This window comes from Streptomyces sp. MspMP-M5 (genome assembly GCF_000373585.1).
Lineage (GTDB): Bacteria > Actinomycetota > Actinomycetes > Streptomycetales > Streptomycetaceae > Streptomyces.
In genome coordinates this window covers 1-16453 of sequence record NZ_KB891945.1, presented here as the reverse complement: position 1 = coordinate 16453, position 16453 = coordinate 1, and the positions used below count along the sequence as shown (strand labels likewise).

Below are 16453 nucleotides of genomic sequence, written 5' to 3'. Positions count from 1 at the left end.
TGGGCGGTCACCTCCCGTACGAAATGGGGAAGGCGCTGCCCCGACAGCCGCGTCAAGGCCCCGGACCGCCGTGCCCCGTCCCGCCAGGCTGCGAGCGGCTCGTTCGGTCCGTCGAGCACACCGTCGAGATAGTCCGCGGCGCCGGTCGCGGTGAACCGGTCCAGTACCCCCGCGTAGGCGGTCAGCCCGTGGACAGTGTCGAAGTGCCGGGCGGCGGCCCAGCGGGGCAGCAGCCCCGACAGGCCGGGCAGCGCGCCGGCCGCGTACAGGGCGGTGCGGACGCCGACGGCGGACCCGATCCGCTCCAGCCGGTCACCGCCCCCGGCATCGACGACATCGGCGTCGGCCACCAGCGCCGCATAGGTGACCCGCTCGGAGGTTCGGTATGAGGGGCCGGCGCAGTGCACCACCAGGGAGCAGCCCCGGACGAAGGCAGCCAGCGCGGTGTCGTCGTCGAGGTCGACGGCGGCGGCATGGGCGTCCGCGTCCGGCAAGTGCTCGGCGATGAACGCCTTGGCCCGTACGGCGTCCCGGCCGCCGATCCGCAACGGGCCCGCGCCCCATCGGCCGAGCAGTCGTGCGGCGTGGCCGCCCACCGCACCATATCCGCCGAGTATCCCGATCACAGCGCGCCCTCCTCGATCTCGGTGTCCGAAGCGGCTTCCTGACGCTCCGCCAGTTCAGGGGCGAGGGCCTCGGCGACCTGGTACAGGGCCGGGGCGGAGAACATCCGGCGCAGCGGCAGCCGTACGCCGTAGCGCTGGGTGAGCAGGGCCAGGAAGCGGGTCGCCAGGAGGCTGTCGCCGCCCAGGACGAAGAAGCTCTGCCGACGGCCGACCGCGGCCACCCCGAGCACCTCGCGCCACATGGCGGCGAGCCCCTCCTCCAGTTCGCCCTGCGGCGGCTCGTCCGGATCGTCGGTGCCATGGGCCGCGGCCAGCTCGGCCAGCGCCGACCGGTCGACCTTCCCGTTGGCGCTCAGCGGCAGCCACGGCAGGACGTCGATCCGCTCGGGCACCATGTGAGCCGGCAGCCGCGCCGCGGCCTGCTCGCGCAGCGCCGACGGGTCCAGGTCAGGGGCGGCGTCGGCCCTGCGAGCCGCCAGCAGCTCACTGAACGAGTCGCCCAGCGGGCGGTGCACCACCTCACCGAATCCGGCGGCGCCCAGCAGCTCGCCCCAACGCGCGGCGGACAGCACCGGCGTGCCCGCGCTGCGTCGCTCGCGGTCGAATCCGGTGTAGCCGCGGTCGAGCAGGGTCGCGGTGAGCAGCGCCACCGGGGTCAGCTCGGCGCGTTCCACTGCCAGGAAGGTGCCGCCCTTCCGGGCCAGCAGTCCCGACAGGGCGGGTCCGTGCGCGGGGTCGGGGAAGCGGTGCAGCACCTGGTCGGCCAGGACGACGTCGAAGCGATGCCGCAGCTCGTCGGGCACGAGGAGGCCGGGCAGCCGCCGGCAGTCGGTCTCGTGCGGCAGGTCCGCGAGGTGCTGCCGTGCCGCGTCCAGCCGTGCCGGATCGGCTTCGAGCAGCGTGTAGCGCACCTGGCCGGGGGCGAGCCGGTTCAGCAGCCGTACGGCGCCCTGCCCGTCGCCGCCATTCAGCTCGACGAGATCGAGCGGTCGGCCGACGGCTTCGGCCAGCTCGGCGAGGCGGCGGGCGATGTCCTCGACCGCGTGGTCAGTGCCGGGGTCGGCGGCGGCCAGGCGGGCCGGGGCCAGTACGTCGTCGTCCAGCAGCACCGCGGGGTCCAGCCGCCCGGCGAGGATCTCCCGGTAGTCGCCCAGGCGCTCGGTCAGCCGCTGGTGGGCGCGGCCGATCAGCTCGCCGTAGGTGCCCGTACCCCCAGTGACGGCGTCCCCGGCGATCGCCGCGGCCGCCTCGGGCCCGGCTGTATACACCGCACCCCGTTCGGCCAGGACCTTCCGCTCCACCAACCAGCGCAGCCACAGGCGCAGCACCGGCAGGTACTCGTCGGCCAGATCGAGGCGGTCCGCCCACTGCGGAACCGTCAACGCACCCGCCTCGCCCGTGACCTCGTCCAGGCCGAGCAGCCGGGCCAGGAACGACGCAGCCACCCCGGCCTCCGAACGAACGGATTCGGCACGGAACTCGTCGACAGACGGCGGAAGTTGCGCACTTTCGACGGCGACATCGCCCGGTCCCTGCGCAGGCAGCACGGCGGCGACAAGGCGGCGCGCGCCCCCCTCACCGGCAACGGCGACGCAGGCCCGGCCCACGCCGGGAGCATCCCGCAGCGCGGCCTCGATCTCGCCCAGCTCGATCCGATGGCCGCGGATCTTGACCTGCTGGTCGGCCCGCCCGAGAAACTCCAGTGTCCCGTCCGGCCAGTAACGTCCCAGGTCACCCGTGCGGTACCAGCGCCCCGCAGCGTCCTCGACGAACTGCCGGGCGGTCAGCTCGGGAGCGCCGCGGTAGCCGCGGGCGACCCCTGCGCCGCCGATCCACAGCTCACCTGGCACCCAGTCGGGGCAGTCCCGGCCGTGTTCATCGACGACGCGATAGCGCTGGCCGCGCAGCGGACGCCCGTACGGAATCGAGCGCCAGCCAGGGTCCACCGCCTCGACCTCGTACGCATTCGACCAGATCGCGGCCTCGGTGGCGCCGCCCAGCGCGACGAACCGGCTCCAGGGGCACTGCTCGGCGAACCGGCCCGGCAGATCGAGGCCCACCCAGTCGCCGGACACCAGCACCAGGCGCAGCGGGTCGGGGGCCTGGGCGGCTTCGGCGACGACCAGCAGCATGTCGAGCAGGGCGGGCACGGTGTTCCACACGGTGACGCGATGACGGCGTACGAGGTCGAGCCAGCGCCGCGCGTCGCGCCGGTCGTCCTCCTCGATGAGGACGAGGGCACCGCCGGCCGAGAGCGGGCCGAAGATGTCGTAGACGGACAGGTCGAAGTCGAGCGCGGAGACCGCCAGGGTCCGGTCGGACTCGGTCACCTCGAACCGCTCGTTGATGTCGGTCACGGTGTTGGCGGCCGCCCGGTGGGTGAGCTCCACGCCCTTGGGGTCGCCGGTGGAGCCGGAGGTGAAGATGACGTACGCGAGAGCGTCCGGCGACAGCACGACGGGGGCCGCGGCCAGGTCCAGGGTGGGCGCCGCGTCCACGGCTACGGCGCGTGTCCCGGACGGCCCGCCGTTCGAGGTGCCGTCCGTGACGACCAGGCGTACGGCGGCGAGCCGGTGGATGCGCTCGCGCCGCGCCGCCGGTTGGTCGATGCCGACCGGGACGTATGCGGCGCCGGCGGCCAGTACGCCGAGCACCGCCACGATCTGCTGTGGCCCCTTGGGCAGGTGGACGGCCACGGTGTCACCGCGCCGTACACCCTGCTCGGTGAGGACGGTGGCCAGCCGCAGCGCCCGGTCCGCCAGCTCGCGGTAGCTCATCGTGCCGTCGTCGCCCCACAACAGCGCGGTGCGGTGCGGCTGTTCCACGGCCCGGCGGAAGAACGCGTGGTGCAGCAGGCCCGGCTCACCGGTTCCGGTGGCGTTCACCGCCTCCCGGATTTCACGCTGGGCGGCGGGCAGCAGCTCGGGCACGGGAGCGTCCCAGTCGCCGACGGCGAGCCCGTCGAGCAGTCGCAGATACGCGGCGAACATCGCATCCAGCAGACCCTCGGGAAAGAGTTCGTCGACGGCGTCCCAGTTGAGGCGGATGCCGCCCGCGTCCTCGGTGACCTGGTGGTCGAGCCAGACCTGCGGGGTCTGGGAGACGCCCCAGACCGGCCGGTCGAAGGGAGCCTGCGGGACCTCGCCGCCGACGCCCAGCGCGCTGGTGAAGACCACCGGCATGGTGGCCTCCGGTTCGCCAGTGCGGCGGGCGATCTCCCGGAGCACCCAGACGGCGGATGCCTCCCGGTGGTCCAGGGAGTGCCACAGCTCCTCCTGCACCCGGCGTGCCCGGGTGAGCCAGCTGTCGCCGGGCTGCGGACGGGAGGAGACCAGCATCAGTGAGGTGAAGTCGCCGAGGATGTTGCCGATGTCGGGATGGACGTCGCGGCGGTCGAAGAGGGTCAGGTTGAGGGTGAGGTCGGCTCGCGCGCTCCACCGGCCGAGCACTTCGGCGAAGGCGGTGAGCAGGACGCCGGACGGGGTCAGGCCGTGCTGCCGGGACCGCTCGGTGATCACCTGCCAGCGGTCCTTCGGAAGGTGCGCCGCACGCCGGCTGAAGCGGGGCCGTTCGACGGCGGACGGGTCCTTGGCGAGCGGCAGCGCGGGCGCGGGCGGCAGCTGCGGGAGCAGCTCGGTCCAGTAGGCGCGTGCTGCGGCGAGCGACTCGGGGTCGGGGGCGGTGGAGCATATGTAGTCCCGGAACGAGACGTCCACCGGCGGGAGTTCGGCTTCCGAGTCGGTGTAGAGCGTCGCCAGCTCGGCGTAAAAGAGGAGGATGCTCAGCGCATCCAGCGCGATGTTGTCGATGCCGATGCCAAGACGCGTACGGCGTCCCCGGCGCACGCCGCGGACCGCGAACAGCGGCCATGAGCCCGGGTCGAACATCCGGTGCGAGGCGGTCTCGCGCAGGTCGGCGCATGCCTGTTCCGGGTCGGGCCCGGCGTCGGTGACGGGGACGGTGAACCACGGCACCTCGGGCAGGATCCGCTGCTCGCTCTGGTCGCCGACGACGGCGCGCAGCATCTCGTGGCGGCGGATGAGGCGGTTGAGTGCCGACTCCAGCCGGGCCACGTCCAGGTCCTCGACGTCGTATTCGCGGTAGAAGTGGCAGCCGGTGCCGCCCAGCGTGAAGTCCTCCCCGCGGCCGAGCCAGTAGGCGCGCTGGACATCGGTGAGCGGGAACGGGTCGTGCCGGTGGTCCGGGGCGGCCTGCACGGCCGGCTCCTGGCTCCGGTCGCCACCAGGTCCGATGTTCGCGGCGAAGTCCGTGAGAACCGGGTGCGCGAAGAGGTCGGCCAGCCGGATGTCGCCGTGGCCGTCCTGGCGTAGCCGGGCCACCAGGCGGGTGGCGAGCAGGGAGTCGCCGCCGAGGGTGAAGAAGTCGTCCTCGCGGGCGATGTCAGGGATGCCGAGCACCGCGGACCAGGCTGCGGCGGTCCGGCGTTCCGCCTCGCTACGGGGCGCGGTACCCGTGCGGCCGGTCGCGCCGGCCGCTCGCTCCGCGAGGGTGCGGGCGACGGCTTTGCGGTCGGTCTTGCCGTTGGGGGTGAGAGGCAGCTCGTCCAGTACGACGAGGAGTTCGGGGATCATCGCGGCGGGCAGCCGCTCGGCGGCGTGGGCGCGCAACCGGTCGGGCTCGGCGTCGCCGGTGACCGCCGCGGCCAGCCGGCGGTCCGTGCCGACCACTGCCACGGCCCGACGTACGCCGGGGGCCGCGGCCAGTGCCGCCTCGATCTCGCCCAGTTCGATGCGCACTCCGCGCACCTTGACCTGGTGGTCGGCGCGACCGAGGAATTCGAGGGTACCGTCGGGCCGGTAGCGCGCCAGGTCTCCGGTGCGGTACCAGCGCACCCCGTCGGACTCGACGAACTTCTCCGCGGTGCGTACCGCATCGCCGCGGTAGCCGCGGGCGACCCCCACGCCGCCGATCCACAGCTCACCGGGCGTCCAGTCCGGGCAGTCCCGGCCGAGCGGGTCGACGACCCGGCTGCGGACGTTGCGCAGCGGGGTGCCGTACGGAATCGAGGCCCAGTCGGCGGGTATCTCGCCGGTCACCTCGCACACGGTGGAGTGGATGGCGGTCTCGGTGGTGCCGCCCAGCGCCACGAAACGGCAGTCGGGCGCGACGGACCGGGTCCGGCCCGGCAGGTCGAGCGGCACCCAGTCGCCGCCGAGCAGCACCAGGCGCAGTCCGGGGAGTCCGTCCGCATCGGCGGCGGTGACCAGCATGTCCAGCAGCGCGGGCGCGCAGTTGACGAGGGTCACACCGTGGGTACGGGACAGCTCGGCCCAGTGGGCGGCGTCGCGGCGCGCGGACTCGTCGACGCAGACCAGCGCGCCACCGGCCGTGAGGGTGCCGAAGATGTCGTAGACGGACAGGTCGAAGTCCAGCGCGGAGAGCGCCAGAATGCGATCCGAACGTCCCACCGCATAGCGGTCGTTGAGGTCGGCGATGGTGTTCATCGCGGCGGCGTGGGTGAGCTCGACACCCTTGGGTTCGCCGGTGGAGCCCGAGGTGTAGATGACGTACGCGAGGTCGTCGGGGCTGCCGGGGAGGGGTGCGGTCAGCGGCTCGGTGTCGTCCGGGACGGTGATGTCGGTGAGAACCAGGCGTATCCCGGCGGAGGCATGGATGCGCTCGCGCCGGGCCTTGGGCTGGTCGATGCCGAGCGGAAGGTAGGCGGCGCCAGCGGTGAGCACGCCCAGCACGGCGAGGATCTGGTCGTGCCCCTTGGGCAGGGTGACCGCGACGACATCGCCGGGCCGCACCCCACGCGCATGGAGGTGCCCTGCCAACTCCAGTGCCTTGTCGGAAAGTTCGCCGTACGACAAGGTCCCGTTCCGGCCCCAGAGCAAGGCAGGAGCGTCGGGCGTCTCCACCGCGCGCGCAAAGAATCCGTCGTGCAGCCGCGCCGCCCCGGCCTCCCATCCGGTCCGGTTCACCTCGGCCCGCGTCCGAAGCTGCGCGGCGGGCAGCATCACCGGCACCGGCGCACCCCAGGCGTCCGGGTCGGTCAGCAGCCGATCGAGCAGCGTGGCGTAAGCGTCGAACATCACATCGAGGACGCCCGGCGCGAACGCGTCCTCGCGCGCGTCCCAGTTGACCAGCAGGCCGCCGTTCACCTCGGTGACCTGGGCGTCGAGCCAGACCTGCGGTCCTTGGGAGATGATCCAGGTCGCCTCACCGAAACTTTCCCGGACAGTGTCGGCGAACAGTTCACCCAGTCCCAGCGCGCTGGTGTGGACGACGGGTGCGAGGACGCGCTCGCCGTGCAGCCGGGAGGCGTCGCGCAGCACCTCGACGCCGGAGTACCCGGCGTGTGCGGCGTCCTGGTGGAAGCGGTCCTGGAGGCGTGTGGCGCGCTGGGCGAAGGTGCCGGGCGTGGCGCCGTGCCAGGCGAGCAGTACCGAGGAGGTGAAGTCGCCGACGACTGAGGCGACTTGGGGGTGCAGCGGTTCGCGGTCGAACATCGGGAGGTTGAGCAGGAAGTCCGGCTCGGCACTGAATGCCTGGAGCGTCTCGGCGAACACCGCGGCGAGGGCCATCGCCGGGGTCAGTCCGTGGCGCCGGGCGGCGGCTTCGAAGCGCCGCATCTGCTCGGCGTCCAGGTGCAGATGACGTCGTACGACGGTGGTGGCCGTGGCGTCGGAGCCCACTGCGGCGAGCGGTAGCCGGGGCGCGGCCGGCAGGTCCGGCAGCCGTTGCTGCCAGTACGCCCGGTCGGCCTCCAGGGCCTCCTTGCGGGCCGGCGTCTCTCCGGCGGCGCGGCGCTCGGCGAGATAGCGGGCGAAGCTGTAGTCGAGGGCAGGCAGCTGAGTTTCGGGGTCGGTGTACGCGCGGGCGAGGTCGGCGAGCAGGACGCGCAGACTCAGGGCATCGGCGGCGACCATGTCAAGGTTGATGTGCAGTCGCGTGCCGCCCTTGCGCACGGCGTCGGGCAGCAGGGTCAGCCGTACGTCGAAGACCTCTCCGGCGGCCAGGTCCATCCGGCGGTGCGACAGCTCGCGGCGCAGTGCGGTCAGGCGGCGTTCGGCGTCCGCCGCGCTCTCCTCCCGCAGGTCATGGACACGCAGCCCCGGCCAGGGGCTCTCGGGCAGGAGTATCTGGCGCCCGTCGTCGAGGATGCTCACGCGCAGCATGCCGTGCCGGGCGAGGACGGCCCGCACGGCGTTGTCCAGGCGCGCGGGGTCCACGTCCTGCCCGTCGAACTCGTGGTAGAAGTGCGCGGCGACACCGCCGAGTTGCTGCCCCTCGCCACGCCCCACCCAGTAGGCGTGCTGCATCAGCGCGAGCTCGAAGGGCTGGGATTCGTCCACCGGGGTGGCCTGTGCGCCGAGGCCGCTCCCCTGCCGTTCGGCGACGAGGCGCCGCCAGGCCGCCAGGGTCGGTTCGCTGATCAGGTCGGCGAATCCGATGTCGAGGCCGGCGCGACGACATCGTCCGGCCAGCCGCATCATCGCCAGGGAATCCAGTCCGAGCTGGATCAGAGGGGCCTGTTCGTCGATGTCCTCGGCCGGTACGCCGAGCACCTCGCCGACAGCACCGGGCAGATCGATCACCGCGTTCGCGGGTTCCTGCGACACCTGGATTCAGCCTCCTCAAGGCACGATCAAGCCAGCCGGATTGGACAGTAATGGAAATGATTATCATTTACAACTGGCCGGAATCCCGGTAGCGTCACCGGCCACGGACAACACCCGAGAGGAATGCCATGACTGCATCCGCAGCCGCCCAAGACAGCGGCGGAAACAAGGAGTTGACGGATGCGAGGGAGGATCAGACCCCGCCCGGGACACGCAGCGCGCGGCGCTGGACCACCGCCGTCACGGCGCTGGCGGCCGCACTGATGACGCTCGACATCACCGTCGTCAATGTGGCGATGCCCGAGATCGGCACGGACCTGGGTGCCTCTCTGGACAGCCTCCAATGGATCGTCAACGCCTACACGCTGAGCTTCGCCGCCCTGCTGCTCACCGCGGGGTCGGTGTCCGATCTGATTGGCCGGCGGAAGATCTTCCTCGCCGGGGTCGCACTCTTCACCCTCGCCTCGGCCGCCTGCGCACTGGCCCCGGACTCCGGGGTGCTGATCGCCGCCCGCGCCGTCCAGGGGGCGGGCGGCGCGATGGTGCTCGGTACCTCGCTCGCCCTGATATCCGGCGCCTTCGAGGGTGCCCCGGCCAGGGCGCGGACCACCGCCATCGGCCTGTTCACGGCCGGCGGCGCCGTCTCCGCGGCCCTGGGACCGCTGGTCGGCGGGACCATCGTCGAGTGGCTGAGCTGGCCGTACCTCTTCGCCGTCAACGTGCCCATCGGACTGCTGATCCTCTACGGCGCCGTCCGCAAGGTGCCCGAGAGCGCCGACCCCGACAGCTCGCAGAAGATCGACTACGTGGGCGCGGTCCTGGCCGTCCTGGCGCTCTTCCTCCTCAACTACGGCCTGCTGACGGGCTCCGAGGACGGCTGGACCACGCCCGCCGTGCTGACGGCACTGGGGCTGGGCGCGCTGCTGGCCGCCGCCTTCGTCGTGGTGCAGTGGCAGCTGGGCCCGCGCGCCATGCTCGACCTGCGGCTCTTCGCGATCCCCACCTTCAGTGGCGCCCTGCTGCTCAGCTTCGCCGCCCGCATCTTCAGCTTCGGCATGCTGCCCTTCCTCACCCTGTGGCTCGGCGGCATGCTCCACCTCACCCCGTTCCGGATCGGACTCGTGCTCCTGGCCCAGTCGATCGCGCTGATGATCGGCGCACCGCTCAGCGGGGTGCTGGCCAAGCTGATGCCGGTGTCCCGCGTGCTGGCGCTCGGCATGGTGGCCGTGGGCGTCGGGATTCTGCTGACTGTAGGAATCAAGCCGGGCGACGACTGGACGGTCCTGCTGCCGATGCTGGTGCTGATCGGCCTCGGCGCCGGCCTGACCCTCCCCCATCTGCTGTCGCTGGCCGTCAACGTTGTTCCGGCCTCCCGCGCCGGTACCGCATCGGGCGCGGCCAACAGCTTCTTCCCGCTGGGCACCGCCACCGGTGTCGCCGTCTTCGGTGTCGTACTGTCCGGCAAGGTCAACACGGTGATGACGACGTCCGCGCTCGGGGAGCACTCCGTCCCGCGTGCGGCCGCCGGGCAACTGCGCAGGCTTGTCACGGCCGGCCAGTTCGACGTCGTGGGCGCCGCCGTCCCGAAGGCGGCACGCGGGCCTGTCCTCGATCTGGCGCACAGCGCCTACACCGAGGCGTTGTCGCAGATCTTCTGGATCGCGGGTATCGCCGGCCTGCTGGCCGCGGGCGCCAGCCTGGTCCTCGTACGCGACAGGGACACCTACCGACCCGAGGACACCGGTACGGCGAAGGGTGGAGAGGACCAGGCCGAGCGGAAGGACGACTCCGCCGCCGCGTCGACTACCCCCGGGTGAGCAGCCGACGGCGCACACCGTCCACCACCGCGTCCGGCCGGCCCGAGAGGTAAAAGTGGCCGCCGGGGAAGGTCAGCAGCTGGAAGGGGCCGGTGGTCCACCGCTCCCAGCCCGTGGCCTCCTCGGCGGTCACTTCGTCGTCCTGCGCACCGATGAACGCCGTCACGGGGCACGGCACCAGCCCGGCAGGTTCCGCCTGGTAGGTCTCGATGAGCCGGTAGTCGCCGCGCACCACGGGCAGCACCAGCTGCCGCACCTCGGGCATCTCCAACAGCTCGGGAGGCGTACCGCCCAGCCGCACCAGTTCAGCCGACAAGGCGTCCTCGTCCAGCAGGTGGACGGTGCCGCCCCGGTGGTACTGCGGCGCCTCACGGGCGGAGACGAAGAGGTGTTCCGGCGCCCGGTGTCCGTCCTTCATCAGCCGCAGGACGAGCTCATGCCCGACCGTCGCGCCCATGCTGTGGCCGAACACGGCCCATGGCCGGTCGAGCAGCCCCGACGCCGCCTGTGCGAGGCCCGTGACGAGCTCGTCCAGGTCCTGCGGCAGGGGCTCGTCCAGCCGGTCCTCCCGCCCCGGCGGACAGACGAGCACCGGCTCGATCGCCGACGGCAGCAGACCGGCCCAGCCGCGGTACAACGACGTGGAACCACCGGCGTGGGGCAGGCACAGCAACCGTACGGCGGGGTCCCGTCGAGGGCGTGGGCGGCGCAGCCAGCGGGCGCCGGGCGTGGTGACGATCGGAGAGGCTGTTCTCGGAGCTTGCGTGGGCGGCATCGGCCCTACCTTTCTCAGGTGCGCGGAGTGTCCGGGTCTCGTTATCGAGTGCGCTCTTCTTGAGCCGTCACCTGTGCGGGCAACGCCGGTACAGCGGCCAGGAGTTGGGAGGTCAGGGGGTCCCGAGGATCCGCGAAGACCGCGTCCACCGGCCCGCTCTCCCTGATCCGTCCGTCGGCGAGCACCGCGAGATCGCCCCCGAGGCGCACCGGCACCGTCATGTCATGGGTGACGACGATGAGGGCGAGCCCGAGGTCCCGCCGCAGTTCGTCGAGCAGGGCCAGCACGGTGGCAGCGGTCGGTGCGTCCAGCGCGCTGGTGGCCTCGTCACACAGCAGCACGGCCGGGTCCGCTGCCAACGCCCGTGCCAGCGCAACCCGTTGACGCTGCCCCCCGGAGAGCTGGTCCGGCCGCAGCGCACCGTGCGCACCGTCTAGGCCGACCCGCTCCAGCATCAGATGTACCTGCGCCCTGCGGGCATCCGCGGTCAGCTCCGGCCGGAAAAGACGCAGCGGGCGGGCGATGATGCTCTCCACACGGTGGCGCGGATTGAGGGAGTCGTACGGATCCTGCGGCACCAGCTGCACCAGGCGCAGCTGCTCGCGGGAACGGCCCCGCACACCTCGCGCCACCCCATCGCCCTTCAGGCTCAGTTCTCCCTCCCAAGCGGGGTGCAGCCCGGCAAGGCAGCGCAGCAGCGTGGTCTTGCCGCCGCCCGAGGGACCCACCACGGTCAGACAGCCGCCGGGCTGTACCGACAGGTCGATGCCGTCCAGTACGGTCCGGGCGCCGCGCCGGGCCCGGAGGCCGCGCAGCGTGAGCACACCGTCCCCGGCCGGCCCTGCGCCTGCGCCTGCGCCTGCGGTGCCGGACCGCCGTGGAGCGGCCGCGGTGCGGGCCGCGACCACCAGGCGCCGGGCCGGTTCGCTCACCGGCTGCGCCAACACCTGCTCCACCGGACCGTGTTCGACGATACGGCCACGGTCGAGAACCGCCACCTCGTCGGCGACCGAGGCGACCTGCGCCAGGTCATGCGCGATCAGTACGACGGCCGGGCCGCCGTCCGCGCGGATCCTGCCGAGGTCGGCAAGGAGCCCGGCGGCCGTGACCGGGTCCAGGGCGCTGGCGGGTTCGTCCAGTACCAGCAGGTCCGGGCGGTGGGCGAGTGCGGCGGCCAGGGCCACCCGCTGCCGCTGCCCGCCGGAGAGTTCATGCGGCCTGCGACGCAGAAACGCATCGTCGTCGGGGAGCCGCGCGGCGCGCAGGGCCTCGCGGATCCGCTCCGTCCGCCGCTCGCGCGGGATGCCCCGGGCCCGCAGGAACTCCCCGACGTGATCGCTCACCCGCAGCGTCGCCGCCAACGAGGTACGCGGGTCCTGCGGCACATACGCAGCGTGCCGGGCCCGCAGCCGTCGTAGCGCGCGGCCGCCCATCCCGAGGACGGACCGGCCCGCCAGTTGCACGGAGCCGGCCCGCAGCGTCAGGCCGGGACGGAGCTCGCCGAAGGCGGCCAGCGCGAGCGTGGTCTTGCCGGACCCCGAGGGGCCTAGCAGGGCGAGGATCCGGCCCCGGCGCAGTTCCAGGCCGACCGCGTCGAGCACACGCGTCCCTTCGCCCGCCTCAACGGTCAAGTCCTCGATACGGAGGGCGACGTCACCACCCCTGACGTCGGCGTCATCGGCGTCGTGCCCGCCTCCCCTCACACGAGAAGTGACACCACGACGCCGCGCGGGCAGCAGCCGCCCCGACAACGCCACATCGATGAGGAGGTTGGCGCTCAACAGGAGAACGAGGATCCCGAGGGCGGGGACCACCACGGCGAGCGGCTGCAGGGCGAGCCCGTCACGGTTCTCCAGAATCATCAACCCCCAGTCGGCAGCGGGGGGTTGGACGCCGTAACCGAGGAAGCTCGCGGTGGCGACCGTGAAAGCAGCGCCGACGAACCGCACCCCCGCGTCGGCGGCGAGTACCGGCACCAGGTTGGGCAGCACCTCACGCACCAGCACGTAGCCGGTACGCTCGCCGCGCGCCACCGCCACCTCGACGTAGTCGTGCTGCAGCGCCTGGAGCGCGGCGGCCCGCACCACACGGACAATCTCCGGGAAGAGCACCACGGCCGTCGCGGCCGCCACCCCGCCCGTTCCTCTGCCCACCGCCACCACGACCACACTCAGCAGCAGGAACGACGGCAGACCGAGCAGCACGTCCACCATGCGCAGCACCATCGCGTCGACGGCTCCGCCGCGCAGCGCGGCGAGCATTCCGGCGGCCGCGCCCAGCACGTAGGCGACGCTGAGCGCCCCCAGCGCGAGCAGCACCAGCATCCGTCCACCCGCCAGGAAGCGGCTGAGCACATCGGCGCCGAGATGATCGGTGCCCAGCGGTGCGGCGCCGCCGGACGGCGCGTACGGCATATCGACGACGGCGCCGGGCAGATGCGGGGCGAGCCACGGGCCGATCAGGGCCAGCAGAACGGTGCCGCCCAGCACGACTCCGGCCACCACCGCACCGGTCTTCCTCGACCACCGGGTCTGCCGGTTCAACTCGGTCTCCTCGCTGCGGGGTTGAGGGCGGCGGCGAGCGCGTCCGCCAGCAGGTTCAGGGTCACGGTCACGGTGGCGACCAGCATGCTGACGCCGAGGACGACGGGCGCGTCGCGGGCGGCGGTGGCGTTGACGAGGGCCGCCGCGAGTCCGGGATAGCCGAAGAGCGTCTCGGCGACGAGCGTCCCGCCGAGCAGATACGCGAGATAGCGGGCGAGTACCGGAAGGGCGGGCACTACCGCGGCCGGCAGCACCCATCGCAGCACGACCCGGTGTTCGGGTATGCCCCCGAGCCGGGCCGTCCGTACGGCGTCCGAGTCGGCGACCGCCACCGTCCCGGCCCGGATCAGCCGCACGTTCTGCGCCAGGCAGACGGACAGCAGGGTCAGGACGGGCAGCACTAGTATCTGCGGCTGGTCCAACGGGCTCGCTCCGGACGGCGGCACCGAAACGGCGGGCAGCCAGCCCGTGCCCACCGCGAGAAGCTGGATGAGCACCGTGCCGATGACGAATTCGGGCAGGCTGACGAGGGTGAGCGTGGCGGTCGACACCATCCGGTCGGCGGTCCGCCCGGCGCGCAGCCCCGCCCACAGCCCGAGGCCGATGGCCAGCGGCACCAGCAGCGCCGCCGCCAAAGCTCCCAACAGCAGGGAATTCCCGGCCCGTTCGGCGATCAGCCGGGACACCTCCTCCCCACCCACGTACGACCTCCCCAGGTCGCCGTGGAGCACGCCCCACAGCCAGCTCGCATAGCGCTCCCACGCCGGCCGGTCCAGGCCCAGGCTGTGATGCAGCGCGGCGATCTGCTGCGGGCTCGCACCCCGCCCCGCGAGCCGGGCCGCGGCCGCGTCGCCCGGGGCGAGCGTGGTCGCGGCGAAGACCAGCAGGGAGGCGACGAGGAGCGTGCCGGCCGCGGCGGCGATGCGCCGCAGCCACCATGCCGCCAGGCCCCGCCCCGCCATACGACTCATCGGGCGTTCACGCGGCGAGGTAGGCATCACGCAGACACGGGTAGTCGAAGAACCCGAGCGCCTTGACGCCTCCCACGGCCGGCTTCGCGCCCGCGACGGTGGGCACCCGGGCGAACACCGCGTCGCCGCCGTGCGCCCGGAGGTACTGCTGGACATCGTGGACCGCGCGGATGCGCTTGCCCTCCCCCACCGCGGCATGCATCGCCGTCATCAGCCCATTGAGGGTGCCGCTGGAGGGTCCGGTGAACGGGTAGGAGGCGCGCGGTCCGTAGTACGAGCTCAGCGCCAGCGGCAGGGGCAACGGGTGGTAGAAGCTGGTCTTCATCGGCGCCGCCAGCAATGCCTTCATGTCCGCATAGAAGTCCGACGCCGGCACCTTGTCGACGGCGACCCGCAGCCCGGCCGCACGCCCCTGCTCGACGAACGCCGTCGCCCCCTCCAGCGGCCCGTACTCGTAATCACTGGTACGCACCGACAGCTTGGTCCCCTTCAGCTTGCCCGAGGACATCAGACGGCGCGCCTTGTCGGGGTCGTGCACGGGCCGCGGCAAGGAGGCGTCGTACCACGCCTGATGACGGCCCATCGCATCATCCGCAACCTCCCCCAGCCCGAAGGTCACGGTCCGCACCATGGCCTCACGGTCGATGGCACAGCGCACCGCCTGCACCGCCTCCGCGTGTGTGAACGGGTCCGCAGACAGATTCATGCTGAAGGACAGCTCGCCCCACAGCTCGCGCGGCGCGGTGCTGATCCGCAGATCCGGGTTCTCCTTCTCCGCACGGACGGTGGCCAGCGTCAGCGTAGTCGAACTGCCCCGCCTTGAGCCCGTTCAGCCGCGCGCCGGCCTCGGCGACGGACAGCAGCTCGATCTCATCGAGATACGGACCGCCGCCCTCCCCCCAGTAGTCCTTACGCGCCTTCAGCAGGCTGCTCTTCCCCCGTGCCCAGTCCTTGAGGACGAAGGGCCCGGAGCCGAGCGCCTTCGCAAAGTCCTTGGTTCCGGCCGGGAAGACGAACATCGACTGCGCCAGCGCCAGGTCGAAGAACCCGTCCGGGCTCGTCAGCCGCAGCTCCAGCGTGCGCTTGTCGCGAACCCTGGAATTCTTCCCATCCATCCCCGCCAAGTAGGCGCTCTGTGTCGTGGGTTGACTCGCGAAGGTCCGCAGCGTGAACAGAACATCCTCGGCGCTCAGCGCACGCCCGTCACTGAAGGTGATGCCGTCCCGTACACGTACGGTCCAGACCGTCGCATCAGCATTGGGCTCGACGGACTTCGCGACCCGCCACACCGGCTTGCTGCCGTCCATCTCGCCGATGGTGTCCCAGATCAGCCGGGCCCTGACGTAGTCGACGGCCGTCGCTGTCGCCTGCATCACGCTTGCCGATTCGGCACTCGACCCGGCGAAAGCGGCCCGCAGCCGCCCGCCATGCCGCGGCTTGCCACCTCCGGCGGCCGGCGCTCCGCTCCCGCCCTCACCACCACAGGCGGCCAACAGCCCACCGCCCGCCGCCACGACGGCTCCACTGCCGATCCCCCGCAGGACCGACCTGCGCGCTATGTACGCAGACCCCACCACGTCCCCTTTCGCCAAAACCGGCCGCCCAGTACGTCCAGCCGCCGAGCGAAACCTAACGGAAACGATAACGCTTTTCAATAAGCCCGCATGAGGTTGCCATCTACCGGCCTTCAGCCCCCGGCATCCGAAGGCTGTTCACCAGGAACGCGATCTCGAGCGGGATGCCGCCACGTCATCCAACCGGCGGTCCATCCGGCGGAGGTCACCAGTTGGCCGCCGGGAACCGGCTCCAATGCCGCGGAATCACCCCGGGGAAACCGCCATGAACACGATCAACAAGGGCTTCTGCCCCTGCTCGACCGCAAGGTGAATGTTGCTGGTCAGTCCACCATGAGCGGCCGAGTCCGTGGTCGGCCGGCTCGCCGGTGATCCCGCCGGGCGGCTCCTTTGGGAGATGTCTGATTCCGCCGTCCCGGCGGCATGCTGGTGGGCCCGGCACCGTCGAGCCGACGTTCGCCTCCCAGGTAATCAGGCCCTTCGTGTCTGCCTCGGCTTGCAGCCGAGGCACTATCCGGACTTCGGCACGGCCAGCACGCCCACAACCCGCCGTTCCGGCCC

The 16453-nt window shown here is 72.1% G+C and carries 6 protein-coding genes and 1 pseudogene; 1 reads left to right on the top strand and 6 read right to left on the bottom strand.

Annotated features, from left to right (window positions below):
• Nucleotides 1-626: saccharopine dehydrogenase NADP-binding domain-containing protein (locus B073_RS0135605; RefSeq protein ID WP_018542833.1), on the bottom strand; the 626-nt coding region annotated here is incomplete at its 3' end.
• Nucleotides 623-8212, bottom strand: a complete 7590-nt coding sequence (locus B073_RS0135600) for a non-ribosomal peptide synthetase (RefSeq protein ID WP_018542832.1) — start codon at nt 8210-8212, stop codon at nt 623-625. The genes B073_RS0135605 and B073_RS0135600, both read right to left, overlap by 4 nt.
• Before the next feature lie 128 nt (nt 8213-8340).
• Here B073_RS0135600 and B073_RS42275 point away from each other — a divergent pair, with 128 nt between their 5' ends.
• Nucleotides 8341-10029, top strand: coding sequence for an MFS transporter (locus tag B073_RS42275; protein WP_078508354.1), 1689 nt, complete (start codon nt 8341-8343; stop codon nt 10027-10029).
• On the opposite strand, the gene B073_RS0135590 is transcribed toward B073_RS42275, so the two are convergent.
• The 4 genes and pseudogenes from B073_RS0135590 to B073_RS49160 form a co-directional block, all read right to left on the bottom strand.
• Nucleotides 10016-10804 (bottom strand): thioesterase II family protein, encoded by a 789-nt coding sequence (locus B073_RS0135590; RefSeq protein ID WP_063740936.1) that lies wholly within the window; start codon nt 10802-10804, stop codon nt 10016-10018. The two genes, B073_RS42275 and B073_RS0135590, sit on opposite strands and share 14 nt — an antisense overlap.
• 41 nt (nt 10805-10845) lie before the next feature.
• Nucleotides 10846-13347, bottom strand: coding sequence for an ATP-binding cassette domain-containing protein (locus B073_RS0135585; protein WP_158690312.1), 2502 nt, complete (start codon nt 13345-13347; stop codon nt 10846-10848).
• On the bottom strand, nt 13344-14318 hold the full coding sequence (locus B073_RS0135580) for an ABC transporter permease (RefSeq protein ID WP_234025246.1): 975 nt from the start codon (nt 14316-14318) through the stop codon (nt 13344-13346). Before B073_RS0135580 ends, B073_RS0135585 begins: the two co-directional genes overlap by 4 nt.
• 7 nt (nt 14319-14325) lie before the next feature.
• Nucleotides 14326-15625, bottom strand: a pseudogene (locus B073_RS49160) (ABC transporter substrate-binding protein).
• Nucleotides 15626-16453: the final 828 nt, after the last annotated feature.

Coding starts and splice junctions, on each gene's coding strand:
- B073_RS42275 (WP_078508354.1), top strand. CDS start 8,341: ATGACTGCATCCGCAGCCGCCCAAGACAGCGGCGGAAACAAGGAGTTG.
- B073_RS0135590 (WP_063740936.1), bottom strand. CDS start 10,804: ATGCCGCCCACGCAAGCTCCGAGAACAGCCTCTCCGATCGTCACCACG.
- B073_RS0135580 (WP_234025246.1), bottom strand. CDS start 14,318: ATGAGTCGTATGGCGGGGCGGGGCCTGGCGGCATGGTGGCTGCGGCGC.